The organism is Nocardioides sp. CPCC 206347, from assembly GCF_048654605.1.
Taxonomy (GTDB): Bacteria; Actinomycetota; Actinomycetes; order Propionibacteriales; family Nocardioidaceae; genus Nocardioides.
The window spans coordinates 388,926-405,273 of the sequence record NZ_JBMCYZ010000002.1; the positions used below are offsets into that span (position 1 = coordinate 388,926).

General features: G+C 68.4%; 16 protein-coding genes. 13 read left to right on the forward strand and 3 right to left on the reverse strand.

All coding sequences use genetic code 11. The features are described from left to right. Positions 1 to 19: 19 nt before the first annotated feature. The 7 genes from ACOACQ_RS08165 to nagB all read left to right on the forward strand — a co-directional run bounded on the left by ACOACQ_RS08165 (position 20) and on the right by nagB (position 7,362). Positions 20 to 1,294 (forward strand): extracellular solute-binding protein, encoded by a 1,275-nt coding sequence (locus ACOACQ_RS08165; protein ID WP_378596108.1) that lies wholly within the window; start codon positions 20 to 22, stop codon positions 1,292 to 1,294. A 101-nt stretch (positions 1,295 to 1,395) separates the two neighbouring features. Beyond that, entirely contained in the window at positions 1,396 to 2,295 is a 900-nt protein-coding gene (locus tag ACOACQ_RS08170; protein ID WP_378596107.1) for a carbohydrate ABC transporter permease, read from the forward strand. After that, on the forward strand, positions 2,292 to 3,134 hold the full coding sequence (locus tag ACOACQ_RS08175; protein ID WP_378596106.1) for a carbohydrate ABC transporter permease: 843 nt from the start codon (positions 2,292 to 2,294) through the stop codon (positions 3,132 to 3,134). The genes ACOACQ_RS08170 and ACOACQ_RS08175 overlap by 4 nt, the downstream gene beginning before the upstream one ends. Beyond that, entirely contained in the window at positions 3,131 to 4,558 is a 1,428-nt protein-coding gene (locus ACOACQ_RS08180) for a glycoside hydrolase family 3 N-terminal domain-containing protein (protein WP_378596105.1), read from the forward strand. Before ACOACQ_RS08175 ends, ACOACQ_RS08180 begins: the two co-directional genes overlap by 4 nt. Next, the gene (locus ACOACQ_RS08185; protein WP_378596104.1) at positions 4,555 to 5,460 is read left to right on the forward strand and encodes an ROK family protein; all 906 of its coding nucleotides are present in this window, start codon (positions 4,555 to 4,557) and stop codon (positions 5,458 to 5,460) included. Before ACOACQ_RS08180 ends, ACOACQ_RS08185 begins: the two co-directional genes overlap by 4 nt. After that, positions 5,453 to 6,577: an N-acetylglucosamine-6-phosphate deacetylase gene (gene nagA, locus ACOACQ_RS08190; RefSeq protein ID WP_378596103.1), complete on the forward strand. Its 1,125-nt coding sequence runs from the start codon at positions 5,453 to 5,455 to the stop codon at positions 6,575 to 6,577. The genes ACOACQ_RS08185 and nagA overlap by 8 nt, the downstream gene beginning before the upstream one ends. Continuing rightward, positions 6,577 to 7,362, forward strand: a complete 786-nt coding sequence (gene nagB / locus ACOACQ_RS08195) for a glucosamine-6-phosphate deaminase (RefSeq protein WP_420288024.1) — start codon at positions 6,577 to 6,579, stop codon at positions 7,360 to 7,362. Before nagA ends, nagB begins: the two co-directional genes overlap by 1 nt. A gap of 1 nt (position 7,363) precedes the next feature. Here the strand turns inward: nagB and ACOACQ_RS08200 are convergent, their stop codons facing one another. Beyond that, on the reverse strand, positions 7,364 to 8,146 hold the full coding sequence (locus ACOACQ_RS08200; RefSeq protein ID WP_420288025.1) for an exodeoxyribonuclease III: 783 nt from the start codon (positions 8,144 to 8,146) through the stop codon (positions 7,364 to 7,366). A 170-nt stretch (positions 8,147 to 8,316) separates the two neighbouring features. Between ACOACQ_RS08200 and ACOACQ_RS08205 the strand changes: the two genes are divergently transcribed. Beyond that, a complete protein-coding gene (locus ACOACQ_RS08205) occupies positions 8,317 to 9,102 on the forward strand; it encodes a M57 family metalloprotease (protein ID WP_420288026.1) in 786 nt (261 codons plus the stop codon). A 104-nt stretch (positions 9,103 to 9,206) separates the two neighbouring features. Continuing rightward, positions 9,207 to 10,280, forward strand: a complete 1,074-nt coding sequence (gene ychF / locus ACOACQ_RS08210; RefSeq protein ID WP_378596099.1) for a redox-regulated ATPase YchF — start codon at positions 9,207 to 9,209, stop codon at positions 10,278 to 10,280. A gap of 20 nt (positions 10,281 to 10,300) precedes the next feature. On the opposite strand, the gene ACOACQ_RS08215 is transcribed toward ychF, so the two are convergent. Next, entirely contained in the window at positions 10,301 to 11,419 is a 1,119-nt protein-coding gene (locus tag ACOACQ_RS08215) for a tyrosine-type recombinase/integrase (RefSeq protein ID WP_420288027.1), read from the reverse strand. A 199-nt stretch (positions 11,420 to 11,618) separates the two neighbouring features. Between ACOACQ_RS08215 and ACOACQ_RS08220 the strand changes: the two genes are divergently transcribed. After that, positions 11,619 to 12,395 carry a hypothetical protein gene (locus ACOACQ_RS08220; RefSeq protein ID WP_420288028.1) on the forward strand — a complete coding sequence of 259 codons (777 nt, stop codon included), beginning with the start codon at positions 11,619 to 11,621 and terminating at the stop codon, positions 12,393 to 12,395. A 57-nt stretch (positions 12,396 to 12,452) separates the two neighbouring features. Here the strand turns inward: ACOACQ_RS08220 and ACOACQ_RS08225 are convergent, their stop codons facing one another. Beyond that, positions 12,453 to 12,776 carry a pentapeptide repeat-containing protein gene (locus ACOACQ_RS08225; protein ID WP_378596095.1) on the reverse strand — a complete coding sequence of 108 codons (324 nt, stop codon included), beginning with the start codon at positions 12,774 to 12,776 and terminating at the stop codon, positions 12,453 to 12,455. Between the two features lie 677 nt (positions 12,777 to 13,453). On the opposite strand from ACOACQ_RS08225, the gene ACOACQ_RS08230 reads away from it, so the two are divergent. The 3 genes from ACOACQ_RS08230 to ACOACQ_RS08240 all read left to right on the forward strand — a co-directional run bounded on the left by ACOACQ_RS08230 (position 13,454) and on the right by ACOACQ_RS08240 (position 16,131). After that, entirely contained in the window at positions 13,454 to 14,632 is a 1,179-nt protein-coding gene (locus tag ACOACQ_RS08230) for an IS110 family transposase (RefSeq protein WP_378596094.1), read from the forward strand. A 46-nt stretch (positions 14,633 to 14,678) separates the two neighbouring features. After that, entirely contained in the window at positions 14,679 to 15,431 is a 753-nt protein-coding gene (locus ACOACQ_RS08235; protein WP_378596093.1) for a hypothetical protein, read from the forward strand. A gap of 496 nt (positions 15,432 to 15,927) precedes the next feature. Further along, a complete protein-coding gene (locus tag ACOACQ_RS08240; RefSeq protein ID WP_420288029.1) occupies positions 15,928 to 16,131 on the forward strand; it encodes a helix-turn-helix transcriptional regulator in 204 nt (67 codons plus the stop codon). The last annotated feature ends 217 nt before the right edge of the window (positions 16,132 to 16,348 follow it).

Below are 16,348 nucleotides of genomic sequence, written 5' to 3' on the forward strand. Positions count from 1 at the left end.
GAATCGAAGGGAACTAGCGGTGCGAATTCAGAAGACTCTGGCAGTCGCGGCCACGGCCGTCCTGCTGGCCGTGACCAGCGCATGCGGCTCCGACGACGACAAGTCGTCCGGCGGCGGCCCGACCGAGGCCGACCTCGTCGTCTGGCTCAACGGCGCCGACACCCCCCAGGCGGCGCGGGACTGGCTCAAGACGACCTTCGAGGACCAGAACCCCGGGTCGACCCTCACCATCGAGCAGCAGGAATGGGAGGGCCTCGTCGAGCGGCTCACCACCGCGCTCACCTCTGCCGACCAGACGCCGGACGTGGTCGAGGTCGGCAACACCCAGGCGCCGACGTTCACGACGGTCGGTGCATTCAGTGATCTCAGCGACGACCTGGCCGACCTCGGCGGCGACGACCTGCTGACCGGCTTCGTCGACGGCGCCACGGTCGACGGCAAGACGTTCGCCGTGCCGTACTACGCGGGATCGACGTACGTCTTCTACCGCAAGGACCTGTTCGAGCAGGCGGGCGTCGACGGCGTCCCCACCACGATGGAGGAGTTCGTCGACGCGGCCGCCAAGCTCAAGGCGGAGAGCGGCAAGGCCGACTTCTCCGGCTACTGGCTGCCGGGCAAGGACTGGCGTGACGGTGCCGCGCTCCTGTGGGATGCCGGCGGCGAGTTCGCCGAGCCCGACGGTGACGGCTGGAAGGGCACGCTCTCCTCGAGCGAGTCGATCGCCGGACTGCAGGCCTTCCAGGACCTGTACAAGTCGGCATCCGGGGCTCCGGCCGACGCCAACGAGGCGGACCCGGTGACGCCCTTCTGCGCGGGCAAGATCGGGATGATGTCGCGACCCGGCTGGGTGTACGGCATGCTGACGGACCCCAAGAGCGGATGCCCGAAGCTCGCCGAACAGGTCGGTGTCTTCGCGCTTCCAGGCACCGACGGTGAGCCCGCGCCGGTGCTGCTCGGCGGCTCGGACATCGCCGTGTCGGCGAAGTCGCCGAACCAGGACCTCTCCCGCAAGGTCGTCGCGCTGATGCTCAGCGATGAGTACCAGACGATCCTCGCCGAGGCAGGCCTGACGCCGGCCCGGCAGTCGTTCGCGAGCAAGCTCGGCGACGACGAGTTCGCCCAGGCCACGGTCGCTGCTGCGTCCAACGCCAAGCTGACGCCGGCGGCAGCCGCGTGGGCCACCGTCGAGGGCAAGTTCATCCTCGAGGACCTGTTCAGCGAGATCGCCCAGGGCGGCGACGTGAAGGAGCTCGCGGCCGAGGCCGACGACGAGATCACCGCCGAACTCAACTAGCTCGACCCCTCGCACGACGTCCGGCCGGTCCCCATGGCCGGCCGGACGTCGTACCGTCCTGACACGCCGTCCTGACACGCCGTCCTCGAGAGGAGGAGCCCGTGGCATCCACCGCACGCCGATCGCCGCTGCCCTACGGGCTGGTCGTCCCGGCCACCATCGCCCTCGGCCTGGCCCTCGGCTATCCGCTGGTGCGCCAGGTGGTCCTGTCCCTCCAGGAGTTCGGGCTGGCGCAGCAGTTCGGCCAGGCGCCGGTGTGGGCGGGCTTCGCCAACTACCGCGAGCTGCTCACCGACGGTGAGCTGTGGGCCGTCGTCCTGCGGACCGTCGCCTTCTGCTTCGTCAACGCGGGCCTGACCTTTGCCATCGGGCTCGGCCTCGCGCTGCTGATGACCCGGATGAGCCGGTTCGTGCGGGTCGTGACCCAGTGCGGGCTGATGCTGGCCTGGGCGATGCCCGTGGTCGCGGCGATGACGGTGTGGCAGTTCCTCTTCGACACCGACTACGGGGTCGTGAACTGGCTGCTCACCAAGGCCGGCGGCGACTTCCACCGGCACGGCTGGCTGCTCGATCCGTGGTCGTTCTTCCTGGTCGCCACCATCATCGTGGTCTGGATGAGCGTCCCCTTCGTGGCCTTCACCCTGTACGCCGCCCTGACCCAGGTCCCCGAGGACGTGGTCGAGGCCGCCCAGATCGACGGCGCGGGCGTGTGGCAACGCTTCGTGCACGTGGTCTTCCCGTCGATCCGGCCGGTGCTGCTCGTCGTCGTGCTGCTCCAGGTGATCTGGGACCTCCGGGTGTTCACGCAGATCTACACCCTCCAGCGGGCCGGCGGGATCGCCAAGGACACGAACCTGCTCGGCACCTACATCCACACTCTCGGCATCAAGGGCGGCGACTTCGGGATGGCAGCGGCGGCCGCGATGTTCATGCTCGTCCTGACCGTGGTCCTCACCGCGCCGTACGTGCGCCTGATGCTCAAGGCGGAGGACGAGTCGTGAGCCGCAAGACCCCGCTCCCCGTCCGGATCGGCGCCGACCTGATCGGCGTACTGGTCTTCCTCGCGTGCGTGTTCCCGGTCTACTGGATGGTGAGCCGCTCGTTCCTGCCGCGCAACCGGATCAAGGGCGAGGATCCCGAGATCGTGCCGACGCACGGCACCCTCGACAACTACCAGCGCGTCCTGGGCGACAACGACTTCACGAACGCGCTGGTGACCAGCCTCAGCGTCACCCTGCTGACCGTGGCCGTCGCGTTGATCTTCGCCTTCCTGGCGGCCGTGGCGGTGAGCCGGTTCCGCTTCCGGGGGCGGCGCTCGTTCATCCTCGCGCTGCTGGTCATCCAGATGATCCCGGCCGAGGCGCTGTTCATCAGCCAGTACAAGATGCTCGACGGCATGGGCCTGCTCAACTCGGTCATCGGCCTGACCCTCGTGTATGTCGCCAGCGTGCTGCCGTTCACGGTGTGGACCTTGCGCGGGTTCGTCGACGGGGTGCCGCGCGAGCTCGAGGAAGCCGCCATGATGGACGGCTGCTCGCGGACTGGAGCGTTCTTCCGGGTCACGCTGCCTCTGCTCGCACCGGGCCTGGTGGCGACCGGGGTCTTCGGCTTCATCCAGGCCTGGAACGAGTTCACCCTCGCCGTCGTGGTGATGACCGACCCGTCGAAGGAGACCCTGCCGGTGTGGCTGGTCGCCTTCACCGACGACCGCAGCCGTGGTGTCGACTGGGGCGCGATCATGGCGTCCTCGACACTGATCACGATTCCGGTGATCGTCTTCTTCCTGGTCGTGCAGCGGCGGGTCGTGTCGGGCATGACGGCGGGCGGGGTCAAGGGATGAGCGACCAGGTGGCCGCGCTCGCGCTCCAGGTGCAGCTGGCGTCGTTCCACGGACCGGTGCTCCCGGCGGAGTGGGCGCGCCTCCTCGACGAGGGACTGGGCGGGATCTGCCTGTTCGGCTCCAACCTGACCGGCGCCGGGGCCGATGCCGTCGCTCTCATTGCCTCGATCCGCGCCCATCGTGCGGGAGCTCTCGTCGCGATCGACGAGGAGGGCGGAGACGTCACCCGGCTGCACGTGGGCGACGCGAGCCCGGTCCCCGGGCCTGCGGTCCTCGGAGCGGTGGACGACCTCGCGCTGACCGAAGCGGTCGGCGTCGCCGTCGGCCAGGAGCTGGCCGCGCTCGGTGTCGACCTCGTGCTGGGTCCAGTCGCCGACGTCAACAGCAATCCGGACAACCCGGTCATCGGCACCCGCAGCTTCGGTGCCGATCCGGCCCTCGTCGGGAGGCACGTCGCTGCCTGGCTGGCCGGTCTGCAGGCGACCGGCGTCGCGGCCTGTGTGAAGCACTTCCCCGGCCACGGTGACACCGCGCAGGACAGCCACCTGACGCTCCCGGTGCTCGACGCCTCGGCCGCCACCGTTCGCCAGCGCGAGCTGGTGCCCTTTGCCGCCGCCGTCGCGGCGGGCACCGCAGCGGTGATGACCTCGCACCTGATGGTGCCGGCGCTCGACCCCGACCTGCCGGCCACGATGAGCGAGCCGATCCTTTCGCTGCTCCGCAGCGAGCTGGAGTACGACGGCGTGGTCGTCAGTGACGCGCTGGACATGGCCGGAGCCTCGGCCGGCCGAGGGATTCCCGCGGCGGCGGTGCTCGCGCTCGCGGCCGGCGCCGACCTGTTGTGCCTGGGATCGGACAAGGATCCGTCCCTGGTGCGCGAGGTCCAGGCCGCCATCGAGGAGGCGGTCCGGAGCGGGCAGCTGCCGCTGGGCCGGCTCGCCGAAGCGGCTGCGCGGGTGGCCGACCTGCCGCGCGGTTCCCGGGCGGCCGACCCGCCCCGCCTGCCCGACCCGTTCGACCCGTTCGAGCAGACGGACTTCGTTGCGGCGGCGCGGGCGGCGCTCGTCGTCGAGGGCACCCTGCCCGACCTGGGTGGCGCACGGATCGTGAGCATCGCGTCCGAGGCCAACATCGCGGTGGGTGAAGGGCGCTGGGGCGTGGTCGCCGATCTCGTCGTGGCCGAGGGCGACGCGGTGCCGGACGGGCCGGTCGTCGTACAGGTCCGGGATGCGCATCGACGACCTGGTGTGGCGGCGATGCTCGCCGCCGTGTCCGGTCCGGCGGTGGTCGTGGAGTGGGGCTGGCCGGGCCCCCGCACTGGTTGGACCTCGAGTCCGCACGCCCGGATCTGCACCCGCGGCAACAGTCGACCGTCGATCACGGCCGTCGAGGAACTACTGGAGAAGGCAGGTTGGACGCGGTGAGCGGGCTGCTCGTGGGGTTGGACATCGGGGCCACCAAGATCCTCGGAGTGGTGGCGTCACCGGACGGTCGCGTCGTCGCCGAGGTGCGGGCCGGCAGCCCTGCCGGGGGTGACAACGTCGTGGCTGCCGCAGCCGAGGTCGTCTCCCGGCTCCGGGTGGCGTCGGGGGAGTCCCTCGACGGCATCGTCGGCGTCGGCATCCCCGGTCTGGTGGACACTGACCACGGGACGGTGCGGCACGCCGTGAACCTGGGCGTGGACGACGGCTTCCCCTTCGGGTCCCGTCTCGCCGCCGTGACGGGGATGCGGGTGGTCCTCGACAACGACGCCAATGCCGCGGCCCTGGGCGCGACGGCTCTGGTCGGCCATCAGGACCTCGTCTACCTCAGCATCGGCACCGGCCTGGCCGCCGCGGCCGTCCTCGGGGGCGTCCTGCGCCGCGGGGCGCGCAATGCGGCCGGCGAGATCGGGCACATCCCGGTCGACCCGTCCGGCCCGTTGTGCGAGTGCGGCCAGGTGGGTTGTCTGGAGACGGTGGCGTCCGGCTCGGCGCTGGCGGCACTCTGGCCCTCGACGGACCGGCCGCCGGCGCAGGCACTCTTCGACGCGGCCGCGAGCGGCGATGCGGCAGCGGTGGCGATCAGGGACCGCTTCGCCGCGCACCTCGCCGACGCCGTACGGCTGGTCGCGCTGACCGTCGATCCCCAGGTCGTGGTGCTCGGTGGCGGCGTCGCCGGCGTTGGCGAGCGCTTGCGGGTCGCTGTCGCCCATGCGCTGGCCGAGCAGGCAACCGGGTCGCCGTTCCTCGCCTCGCTCGACCTGGCCGGCCGGGTCCGGCTGGTCCCGCAGGACCTCCCCGTCGCCGCGCTCGGAGCGGCCCTCCTCGGGAGGAGCGATGGCTGACCTGAGGATCGTCGGGGGCGTCGATGCCGCCGGCCAGCCGGTCGAGGTCGCCATCGTCGGCGGCCACGTCGTCGACGACGGACCCCGCTCCCTCCCGACGTACGACGCCGGCGGGCTGCACGTCCTGCCCGGACTCATCGACCTCCAGGTCAACGGGGTCGCCGGCCTCGACCTCACCCTCGAGCCCGAGCGCCTGTGGGAGGTCGCCTCCGCGCTGCCCCGGTGGGGCGTCACCGCGTTCCTGCCGACGATCATCACGTCCGGACCCGACTCACGCGAAGCGGCGATGGCTGTCCTGGCCGCCGGTCCGCCCGCCGGGTGGCGCGGCGCCGTACCGCTGGGCCTGCACCTCGAGGGCCCGATGCTGGCGCCCGCGCGCAAGGGTGCACACCCGGAGCACTGGCTCCGGGTGCCGGCGCCGGAACTGGTCGAGGGATGGTCGCGTGCGAACGGAGTCGCGCTGGTGACGATCGCGCCGGAGTTCCCCGGAGCGCTCGAGGTGATCGCGGACCTCACCGCTCGCGGTGTGCTGGTGGCGATCGGCCACACCGACGCCACCAGCGACCAGGTGCTCGCCGCCGTGGACCGGGGCGCCCGTCTCGTCACCCACCTCGGCAACGCGATGCCGCCGTTCCTGGGCCGCGAACCCGGCCCGATCGCGGCCGCACTCGCCGACCCCCGGTTGACCGCAGGAGTGATCGCCGACGGCCACCACCTGCATCCCACGACCCTCGCGGCCTTCTGGCAGGCCCTCGGCCCGGACCGCTTCCTCGCCGTCACCGACTGCACCGCAGCGCTGGGCCTGCCCGACGGGCCAACGCGGCTGGGTGAGCAGCACGTCGTCGTCGGCGGTGGCACGGTGCGGCTCGAGGACGGCACCCTCGCCGGATCAGCCGTGGACCTGCCGCAGTGCCTGGCCGTGCTCCGCAGCGCCGCCGGATGCGGTCTGGCGCACGCCGTTGCCACCGCGACGGCCGTGCCGGCGCGGGTGCTGGGCGACCGGTCCCGGGGCACGATCGCCGCTGGCGCCCGCGGCGACCTGACGCTCGTCGACGACGAGCTGGAAGTGGCGGCCACCGTGGTGGGTGGACACCTGCTGCACGGGGAGATGCGCTGATGGAGGTCGTTCCGCTGGGTACGCCGGAGGACGTCGCGGCACTGGCCGCGGATGTCATCGAGGGTGTGGTCGCGGCCGACGCCGATTCCGTGCTCGGGCTGGCCACGGGCTCGACCCCGCTGCCCACCTATCGCGAGCTGGTCCGGCGGTACGTCGCCGGTGTCGGACCGTCGTACGCACGGGTGCGGTGCTTCAACCTCGACGAGTACGTCGGCCTCGAACCGGGTCATCCGGAGAGCTACCGGGCGACGATCGCGCGCGAGCTCACCGACGCGCTGGGCATCCCGCCCGACCGGGTGCACGGGCCGGACCCGGGTCCGGCGACGCTGGCGACGGCGGGTGCCCGGTACGAAGCGGAGATCGACGGCGCTGGGGGCGTCGACGTCCAGGTCCTCGGCATCGGCACGGACGGCCATCTCGCCTTCAACGAGCCGGGCTCCTCATTGGCGTCCCTCACCCGGCTGAAGACCCTGACCGAGGAGACGCGGCGCGACAACGCACGGTTCTTCGGCGGGGTCGAGGACGTGCCGCGTCATGTGCTGACGCAGGGCCTCGGCACCATCCTCCGGGCGCGGCACCTTTTGCTCCTCGCCACCGGGCCCGGCAAGGCGGCTGCGCTGGCGGCGGCAGTGGAGGGACCGGTCACGGCCTCCTGCCCGGCGTCGGTGCTCCAGATGCATCCGCACGTCACGATCCTCGCGGACGCCGAGGCCGCTGCGGGCCTCGCCCGGCGCGACCACTACCGCGCGGTCTACGACGCCAAGCCGGAGTGGCAGGGCCTGTAGGTCAGTCGGCCAGGTCGACGATGACCGGCGCATGGTCGCTGGGGGAGCCGGTGTTCTGGGCGGGGTCGCGCTCGTCGCGGTCGATGAACGCACCCGTCACCCGCGCGGCGAAGCCGGGGGAGCCGACGACGAAGTCGATCTTCAGGCCACGGTCGCGTTCGAACCGCTGGCGGTAGTAGTCCCAGTACGTGTAACCGGGTGCGTGTTCGCGGGTCACCTCGGCCCAGCCGCTGTCGAGGAAGCCCTGGAAGGCGGCGCGCTCGGCGGGCGTCACGTGGGTCGAGTTGCGGAACTGGGTGACGTCGAAGACGTCGTCGTCGGTCGGGCAGATGTTCCAGTCGCCGACCAGGGCGGTGGGTACGTCGAGCCAGGGAGCGGCCGCGGTGTGCAGTCCGGCGAGCCAGTCGAGCTTGTAGGCGTAGTGCGGGTCGTCCGGCTTGCGGCCGTTGGGGATGTAGAGGCTCCAGATCCGTACGCCGCCGCAGGTCGCGCCGATCGCCCGCGCCTCCATGACGGGCGGCTCGCCCCACCCGGGCTGGCCCGGGAAGCCGATCGTCACGTCCTCGAGGCCGACCCGGCTGATCAGGGCCACGCCGTTCCACTGGTCCAGCCCATGGGCCGCGACGTCGTACCCACGGGCCTGGAGGCCCATCAGTGGAACCTGGTCCTCGCGGGCCTTGATCTCCTGGAGTGCGAGCACGTCGATGTCGTGGCGTTCGAGGAAGGCCTCGACACGATCGATGCGCGAGCGAAGGGAATTGACGTTCCAGGTGGCGATCCGCACGGTGCGAATGTATCCGTGGCTCAGATCCGTGCAGCGACGGGGCCTGCCGGTTTCTGAACCGGACGATCTCTTGTCGTCGGGGGTGATGACGGGCTTCGATGAACCAGATGTCCTCTCTTGGGAAAGGTTCTTTGATGCAGTCATCGCGAGTCAGCAGAATTTCCGTCGGCGTGGCCTGTCTGGTGGCCGCGTTCGCCGGCGCCACGGTCCCGTCCTCCTCCGGCGCGGACGCGGGAGACCCGGTACCCACGTACAAGGAGTTCGAGTCCTCGACGTACGTCGACGTCGACGGAGCGTTCGTCGTCAACGGTGACGAGGTCATCTCGACCAAGGGCGACCTGAAGAAGTTCTACGAGAGCATGGTCGCTCCCACCGAGACCCAGCACGACGGGCTGATCGTGAACACGGTCGGCGGAGCCGACGACAAGTGGAGCGCGTCGCAGGCGGCCAACCTGACCTACTGCGTGAGCACCAAGTTCGGCACCCGCCAGGCGGACGTCATCAACGCGATGGCCGGTGGCGCCGGCCTGTGGGAGGCGGCCTCGTCGAAGGTGAACTTCGTCTACGTCCCCGCGCAGAACAGCAGCTGCACCACCCGCAACAACAACGTGCTGTTCTCCGTCGAGCCGGTCTCCACGTCGCAGTACATCGCCCGGGCGTTCTTCCCGAGCACCTCGAAGCGGTCGCGCAACGTGCTGATCGATGACTCGATCTGGTCCTCCGGCAACTGGGAGCCGATCGACATCCTGGCGCACGAGCTCGGGCACACCCTCGGGTTCCGCCACGAGCACACCCGCCCCGAGGCCGGCACCTGCTTCGAGGACAACAATTGGCGCCCGCTGACGCCGTACGACTCCTCCTCGATCATGCACTACCCGCAGTGCAACGGCGGTTCGAGCGACCTGGAGTTCCAGGCGTCCGACGCTGCTGGCGTCAGGGCGCTGTACGGCTCCTGACCCCTGCTCACCACCGACGGCCCTCCCGGCCTCCCCGGGAGGGCCGTCGTTGTGTCTGTCGCTGATTCGGGCCGGTCCGTCGTACGGCCATAGACTCAGCGCCCGTGGCACTCACCATCGGCATCGTCGGTCTCCCGAACGCAGGCAAGTCAACGCTCTTCAACGCGCTGACCAAGAACGACGTCCTCGCGGCGAACTACCCGTTCGCCACCATCGAGCCCAATGTGGGCGTGGTGGGCGTGCCCGACGCGCGACTCCCGAAGCTCGCCGAGATCTACGGTTCCGAGCGGATCCTCCCGGCGACGGTGGAGTTCGTCGACATCGCCGGCATCGTCCGCGGCGCCTCGCAGGGCGAGGGCCTGGGCAACAAGTTCCTCTCCCACATCCGTGAGTCCGCGGCCATCTGCCAGGTGACCCGGGTGTTCCGCGACGAGGACGTGACGCACGTCGACGGTGAGGTCAACCCTGCCAACGACATCTCCACCATCCAGACCGAGCTGATCTTCGCGGACCTCGAGACGGTCGAGAAGTCGATCGTCCGCCTGGAGAAGGAGTCGCGGAAGGTCAAGGACCTGGTCGCGAACCTGGAGGCCGTCAAGGAGGCGAAGGAAGCCCTCGAGTCCGGTACGCCGATCATCGCGACGAAGATCGACCGCGACCTGCTCCGCGAGCTCTCGCTGCTCACCGCCAAGCCGTTCATCTTCGTCTTCAACTGCGACGCCGACGAGCTCGCCGACGAGGACCTCAAGGCGAAGATGCGCGAGATCGTCGCACCCGCCGAGGCGATCTTCCTGGACGCGAAGTTCGAGTCCGAGCTCGTCGAGCTCGATGATGAGGAAGCCGCCGAGTTCCTCGCCGAGGCCGGCGTCACCGAGCCCGGCCTCGAGACCCTGGCCCGCGTCGGCTTCGAGACCCTCGGTCTCCAGACCTACCTGACGGCCGGGCCCAAGGAAACGCGGGCCTGGACGATCCGCAAGGGCGACACCGCACCCGAGGCCGCCGGCGTGATCCACACCGACTTCCAGAAGGGCTTCATCAAGGCCGAGGTCGTCTCCTTCGACGACCTGACCGCGCTGGGCTCGATGGCCAAGGCCAAGGAAGCCGGCAAGGTCCGCATGGAGGGCAAGGACTACGTCATGGCCGATGGTGACGTGGTGGAGTTCCGCTTCAACGTGTAAAGCCGCAGGTCAGCGCCTGTTTATCGACTCTCTGCCCTCACAGCGCCCTCAGCAGAGCCGAGGACCTCGGCCGCGAGTCGCGCGGACGCGTCCCGGACCCGGCTCTCGGCGTTGGGCCAGAGGTGCGCGTACGTCGTCAGGGTGGTCGTGGACTTGGCGTGGCCGAGAGCCCGCTGGACAGCCACCACGTCGCAACCCGAGGCGATCAGTCCCGACGCGTAGAAATGACGAAGGTCGTGCAAGCGAACGCCGCTCACGCCTGCCCGTGACAGCGTCGTGCGCCATCGATGACCGACGGTGTTCTGATGCGGCGGAAGTTTGGCGTTGCCTTCGAACAGCCACTCGTTGGTGAGGCCGAGCGCCACGTGTTCAGCGAGCATGTCGATCAGTGCCTGGGCAGCGTGGACGGTCCGCTCGGAGTTGTACTTCGGTAGCCGGATGTCGACCTCTCCGCCGTTGACCCGCTGCACCTGACGACGAACATGGATCTCGCGGCGCAGGAAGTCGACGTCCGTGACCTGCAGCGCCGCCGCTTCGCCCAATCGGAGGCCTGCGAAGGCGCACAGGCCGATGAAGGCACGGAAGCGGGGATCGGCGGCGTCGAGGATCTGACGCACCGTCTCCGGTGTCGGGATCGTCATCGCCGCCTCACGCTTGCGCTGACGGGGGAGCCGCACCCGCACCGTCGGGTCGGTCGCGACCATCCCGTCACGGACTGCGGCCCGAAACACCGACCGAACGTTCACGAACCGGGTCTTGATCGTCCCGGGCGCCAGCGGCGCAGATCGCTCGGGCGAGGCGACGGTCATCGACTTCACCCAGCCCTCGACATGGCTTGGCCGGATCTTGCGCAGGTCCATCTCCGCGAACGTGGTCGATCGGACCGCGAGGGACATCGCCTTGCGGGTGCCGTCGGTCCAGACCTGGTCTCGCTCCCAGGACTCGAAGTACCGCCGGAAGGAGACCTTCCCCGCCTGCGGGTCGACCCACCGTCCGCGGTCAAGCGCGTCGAGCTGCTGCCGTCGCCACTTGATCGCATCGACCTGTTTGGTGAAAGCCCGCTCGTGCTGCAGGCCCGTCTCCGGGTTGCGGTACCGGGCGCGCCACGAGTTGCCGCGTTTCGTGATCCCCTCTGGCATCGGGACTCCTCTCCGAGACCATCGAGAGTAGGTCGATGATCCGACCTCGTCGAGGTAATCCGTGACTCGTTGGTGGTGCGTTCCGGTTGTTGCCGAGTGTTCTGGCTCTGGGCTGAGGCGGACACTTTGTTGGGTGCGCCGCACCCCTCCGAACTGCAATCAGGCACGCCCTCGGGCCCTGGTTGTCTAGGGTGCCGACATGAAGGTGAGCGAGCGGCGCAACCATGCTGCGCACGGGGTCCTGTCGCGTGCCGAATGGATCGAACTCGCGGCCGACCCCAGCTCCCAGGTTCGCAAGGCTGTCGCCGGCCGCGAAGATGCCATGCCTGATGCTCTGATCGCGTTGGCGACAGATGAGACGAAGAGCGTGAGAGAAGTCGTCGTCGAGAACCCGACTTGTCCAGGCGACGCTTTGGTGAAGTTGGTGTGCGATCCAGACCCGTACATCAGCAGGGAAGCGGTCCAGCACCCGAACACGACGTCGCAGACCCGCGCCTGGGTCGCGATCAGTGGCCACGTCCATGCCCGTCGCGCGCTCGCCCAGTTGGAGGACCTGGACGCCACTCCCTCCGCACGGTTGACAGAGGACGACGACTGGCACGTTCGTGAGGAACTTGCCTGGGCCACTCCGCACGCCGTGATCGTGGCGCAGTTGTTGCGCGACGCCCATCCCAGAGTCCGTGGCAGCCTCGCCCTCAATCCCCTGACGACGGACAATCAACGTCGGACGCTGGCTCAGGACCCAAACGCCGAGACCAGGGCGATTCTGGCCAGCTCCGACAGGAACCCCGACGACGTCTACTTCGAGCTCGCTCGGGACAAGTCGACCAATGTGAGGTTCTGGCTAACCGTGCATGGCACGAACCGACCGTTGATGAAACTCCTCATGAAGGATCCGAGCGACATGGTCGCGAACACCGCTCGCAACAGCCTGCGAAGGCCTCCGCGTTCGGATGTCGTCATCATCGACCGATAGAAGCTGTCAGCGGGGCTCTGCAGCAGACCGGACGACAATGTGGTCGGACTCAGCACGTCAGTCTTTTGGCCACCCAACGACTCGATCCGTGGTCACTCGTTTCAGGTTGGCGCCCGTCCAGGTCGCGCCAGTTACGTCGCACAGGCCGTACTCCGGATCATGGGTCATCACGAAACTGAACACGGCCTCGGTGAGGTCGGCTCCGCTGAAGTCGACGCCTCGTAGGTCGCAGCCTGCGAAATGGGTGCCGCGGATCGAAGCACCTCGCAAGTCAGCACCCGAGAAGTCGCACATCTTGAACATGAGGCCATCAAGAGTCGCCAGACGGAAACTCTGACCAGAGAAGTCCTTCTTCTCGTGCAAACCGTGAAAGGCCACCATGGATCGATTCAATCACTCGGAGTCTCGTTCTGTGACCGCGAGCAGCCTGGCACGCGGAAGCCGTGCGAGGCATCCGATCCGCGGCATGAGCGGGCGGAAGTCGTGCCCTACTCCACCTCGGCCGTGACTTCGTCAGTACGGCGAGCCACGTAGGCCTCGAAGTCCCGCAGAGCGAGGACGATGTCGTCGACCGAGAGTGGCACTGCGCCGCAATCGTCCGGCGCGCAGTTCCTGGGCTCCGAGGCGTCAATGAGGGAGATGCCGCTGACTGAGCCATCGTCGTGAACGGCAGTACAGAGGACCGGGTGGTAAGCACAGTCCTCATAGATGGTTCCCACAGCGATCTCGCCGGGTTCACTAGGTGCTGGGACCATGCTCAATGGTCGCACCTCATCCTTGTCTTAGCGGCCGACCAGCGGCATTGTCGGGCGTTCCGCCCCGACAGCGGCTACTTGTTTCATTGACCTCAGGACCGGTGTCTGGCGAGGCTCGGTCCAGGCGCCCGGTCCGTCGCTCTGATTGCGGCTGCCCACGCATGGTCGTGTGGCTCTCACATGGCTTGCGCGGGCCGGGTGTCGCCAGGGTCCGGAGAGGCTCAAGAGGGGTTTGCACGGCTCGAAGTAGCGTTGCCCTCCCGACTCGACAACCAGTGATGGAAGCGAGCATCGGAGGAGCACATGAGCAAGACGATCAACCGCGTCGTGGTCGGGATGGACCCACACAAGAGGTCGGTCACGATCGAGGTGATGGGCGCTGACGAGACGATCCTGGGTGGTGGCCGGTTCGCCACCGATGAGGCCGGGTTCGCCGACTTGAGGCGCTATGTCAACCAGTTCCCGGACCACATCTGGGCCATCGAGGGCTGCAACGGAATCGGACGCCACGTCGCCAACCGCCTCCTCGCCGAAGGCGAAACGGTGGTTGATGTCCCGCCCAAGATGTCTGCCCGGACGCGGGTCTTCGCGACCGGCCAGGGCCGCAAGACCGACGCCACCGACGCGCACTCCGTCGCGCTGGTCGGAACCCGGATGAGCGGGCTGCGTCCGGTCGTCAACGACGAACAACTCGCCGTGCTGCGGCTGCTGGTCGACCGACGCCGATCCTTGGGTGAGGAGCACACCCGCAAGACCTCACAAGTCCATGCCCTGCTGCTCGAACTCATCCCCGGTGGCGCGAAGAGAGATCTCTCCGCAGCCCAGGCCAAGGCCCTGCTCGCCACCGTGCGACCACGTGACATCGCCGGCAAGACCCGACGCCGCGTCGCTGCCGAACTCATCGGCGACCTCGAGCGGATCTACGCGAGGAAGAAGGCCGCGGACAAGGAACTCAAAGCCCTCATCACCGCGACCGGAACAGGGCTGTTGGACCTGGAAGGCATCGGGCCCTCAGGGGCCGCGCGTTTGCTTGTTGAGGTCGGTGACATCACCCGGTTCCCGAACAAGAACCACTTCGGGTCCTGGACCGGCACTGCGCCGATCGACGCGTCCTCTGGCGACAACGTCAGGCACCGACTGTCGCGTGGCGGGAACCGGCAGATCAACCGGGTCCTGCACATCATGGCCACCGTCCAGCTGCGTCACGACACCGAAGGACGTGCGTTCTACGACCGCACCAAGGCCCGCGGGAAGACCTCGAACGAATCGATGCGGCTGCTCAAGCGAAGGCTGTCGGACATCGTCTATCGCACGATGGTCAACGATGCGGCGCGGCACATGGCGACGGGTCCGGGAGGGCAACGGGGTAACGACTCTGACTCCAGCGCGACCGGCTCACAACCCCGAACCAGCTCTTCGGACAAGCCACTTCCCAGACCCGTCAGAGACAAGTCTAAGACTCCACTCAGACGAGCTTCTTGACACAGAGGGGAGCCATGTCCGAGCGGATGTCACCTATGGTTGGGCGATGAATCTAGCCCGGTCGGCGCTGCTGTTCGCTCTCGCGAGTGCCTCGCTCACAGGGTGCGGTGATGAGGCCGGTGGACGCGCGCTCGACGCGGATCCAACATCGTCTCCGACAGGTCTGATTAGCCGGACGCCCGTGGCCGTGGATGTCACGAGTTCAGCCCAGAAACTCTTTGCGACCGTGGACGCGGCACTCGCTCAGGAATCAAGCGTCCGGCAAGAGATTGGCAACCTGAATCCGCCAGCCCCCACAGTCCTGCTTCAGGAGTACGGCACCGAAGACGACTTCATCCTCGAGATGGACGTGCAACACGACCTGCTGAGCTTCGCGCGGGCGAACGGCGAGTACTTCGGCCGCACCTCAAGCAAGGAGCCTTGGACCAAGGCTCCCGGCCCGCCGCCGGCCGACGACGAGCATCTCCTCGCGGTAGTGGCACACAGCGATGTTCGCGAGGACTTCCAGCGGATGGCGGCTATGGCACGGAACCTCGAGTACATCGGCGATGAGCAAGTGGCCGGCCAGAAGGTGCACCACTTCCACCTTGAACTCAACTTGGCCGCAATGGGAAATCCAGCCATGGTGCCCGCGCTTCTAACGGGGCCCAGGCCGGCCGATCTTTGGATCGCGCCGAACGGGCTGCCTGTGCGCGTCGACGTGCGTTACAGCGAGCCTCTTGCCAACACGCCGGGGACGGGGACAAGCCGCACCGACTACTCCCGATGGAGCGAGGCCGTCGCGCCCGACCTGGGCTGAACAGCCAGTGAGGAGCGCCTGACTTTTCGATCTTCGCCGCCCGCACATCGGCATGACAGGACGCATCCCGTTCCTTTCGTCAGGCCGCAGACCACCCATCGCTGCCTTGCTCGCGGCCTCCCCATCGATGCTCGACCTGAACCGGCGTCCCCCCATCCACCGGCGCCAAGAACGAACTGGCACACACCTATTGCATTCCCGGCCGAGATTCGTCCCGATGAATCTCGCTGCACCTGTCGGCGCCGGCAGGTCCCCAGGGGCGCCTTCCGTCAGTGGAGGCGTTCGGGTTCGGCGTGAGGTGATCGCTGCCGCAGGTTCACCGCCCTTAGGTGACTGAAGGTGACCATCAGTTTCCGAAGGAAGGCCGGACATGACCAGTCAAGCAAGCAACGAGAATCAGCCGGGACTCTGGAGCGATTCGGCTCCATCGTCGAGAGGGAGCCGACCGGGGAGCCGCGGACCTTCAAGCCACGCCGGGACCGCACCGACCTTGCCGGTGCAGCGTCCGTCGAAGCCGATGGACTACAGCGAGCTCTGGACCATCGCGGAGGTCGCCAACTACCTCGGCGTCCCGAAGCAGACCATCTACTCGTGGCGTCACACGGGCTACGGCCCCAAGGGGTTCCGGGTCGGCAAGCACCTGCGGTGGCGATCTGCGGTCGTCATCGCGTGGACGCTGGGGCTGGAGAAGGACGAGTGATCACCGATCGGCCGTGCGAGCGGTGCGGCCGTCGGATCTACGAGGGAGTACCTCGTCATCCTGGACGTCCGAAGCGATGGTGCAGCGCAGCCTGCCGTCGAGCGGACTATGCGGAGCGGCAGGCCGTCCAACGTGGCATGGAGCCGACCGTCCCCATCGAGCAGCATGTCGATGCGGTGCTCCATTCGCCGGCAGCCTGTCGGCGGGTGCTCCGCCA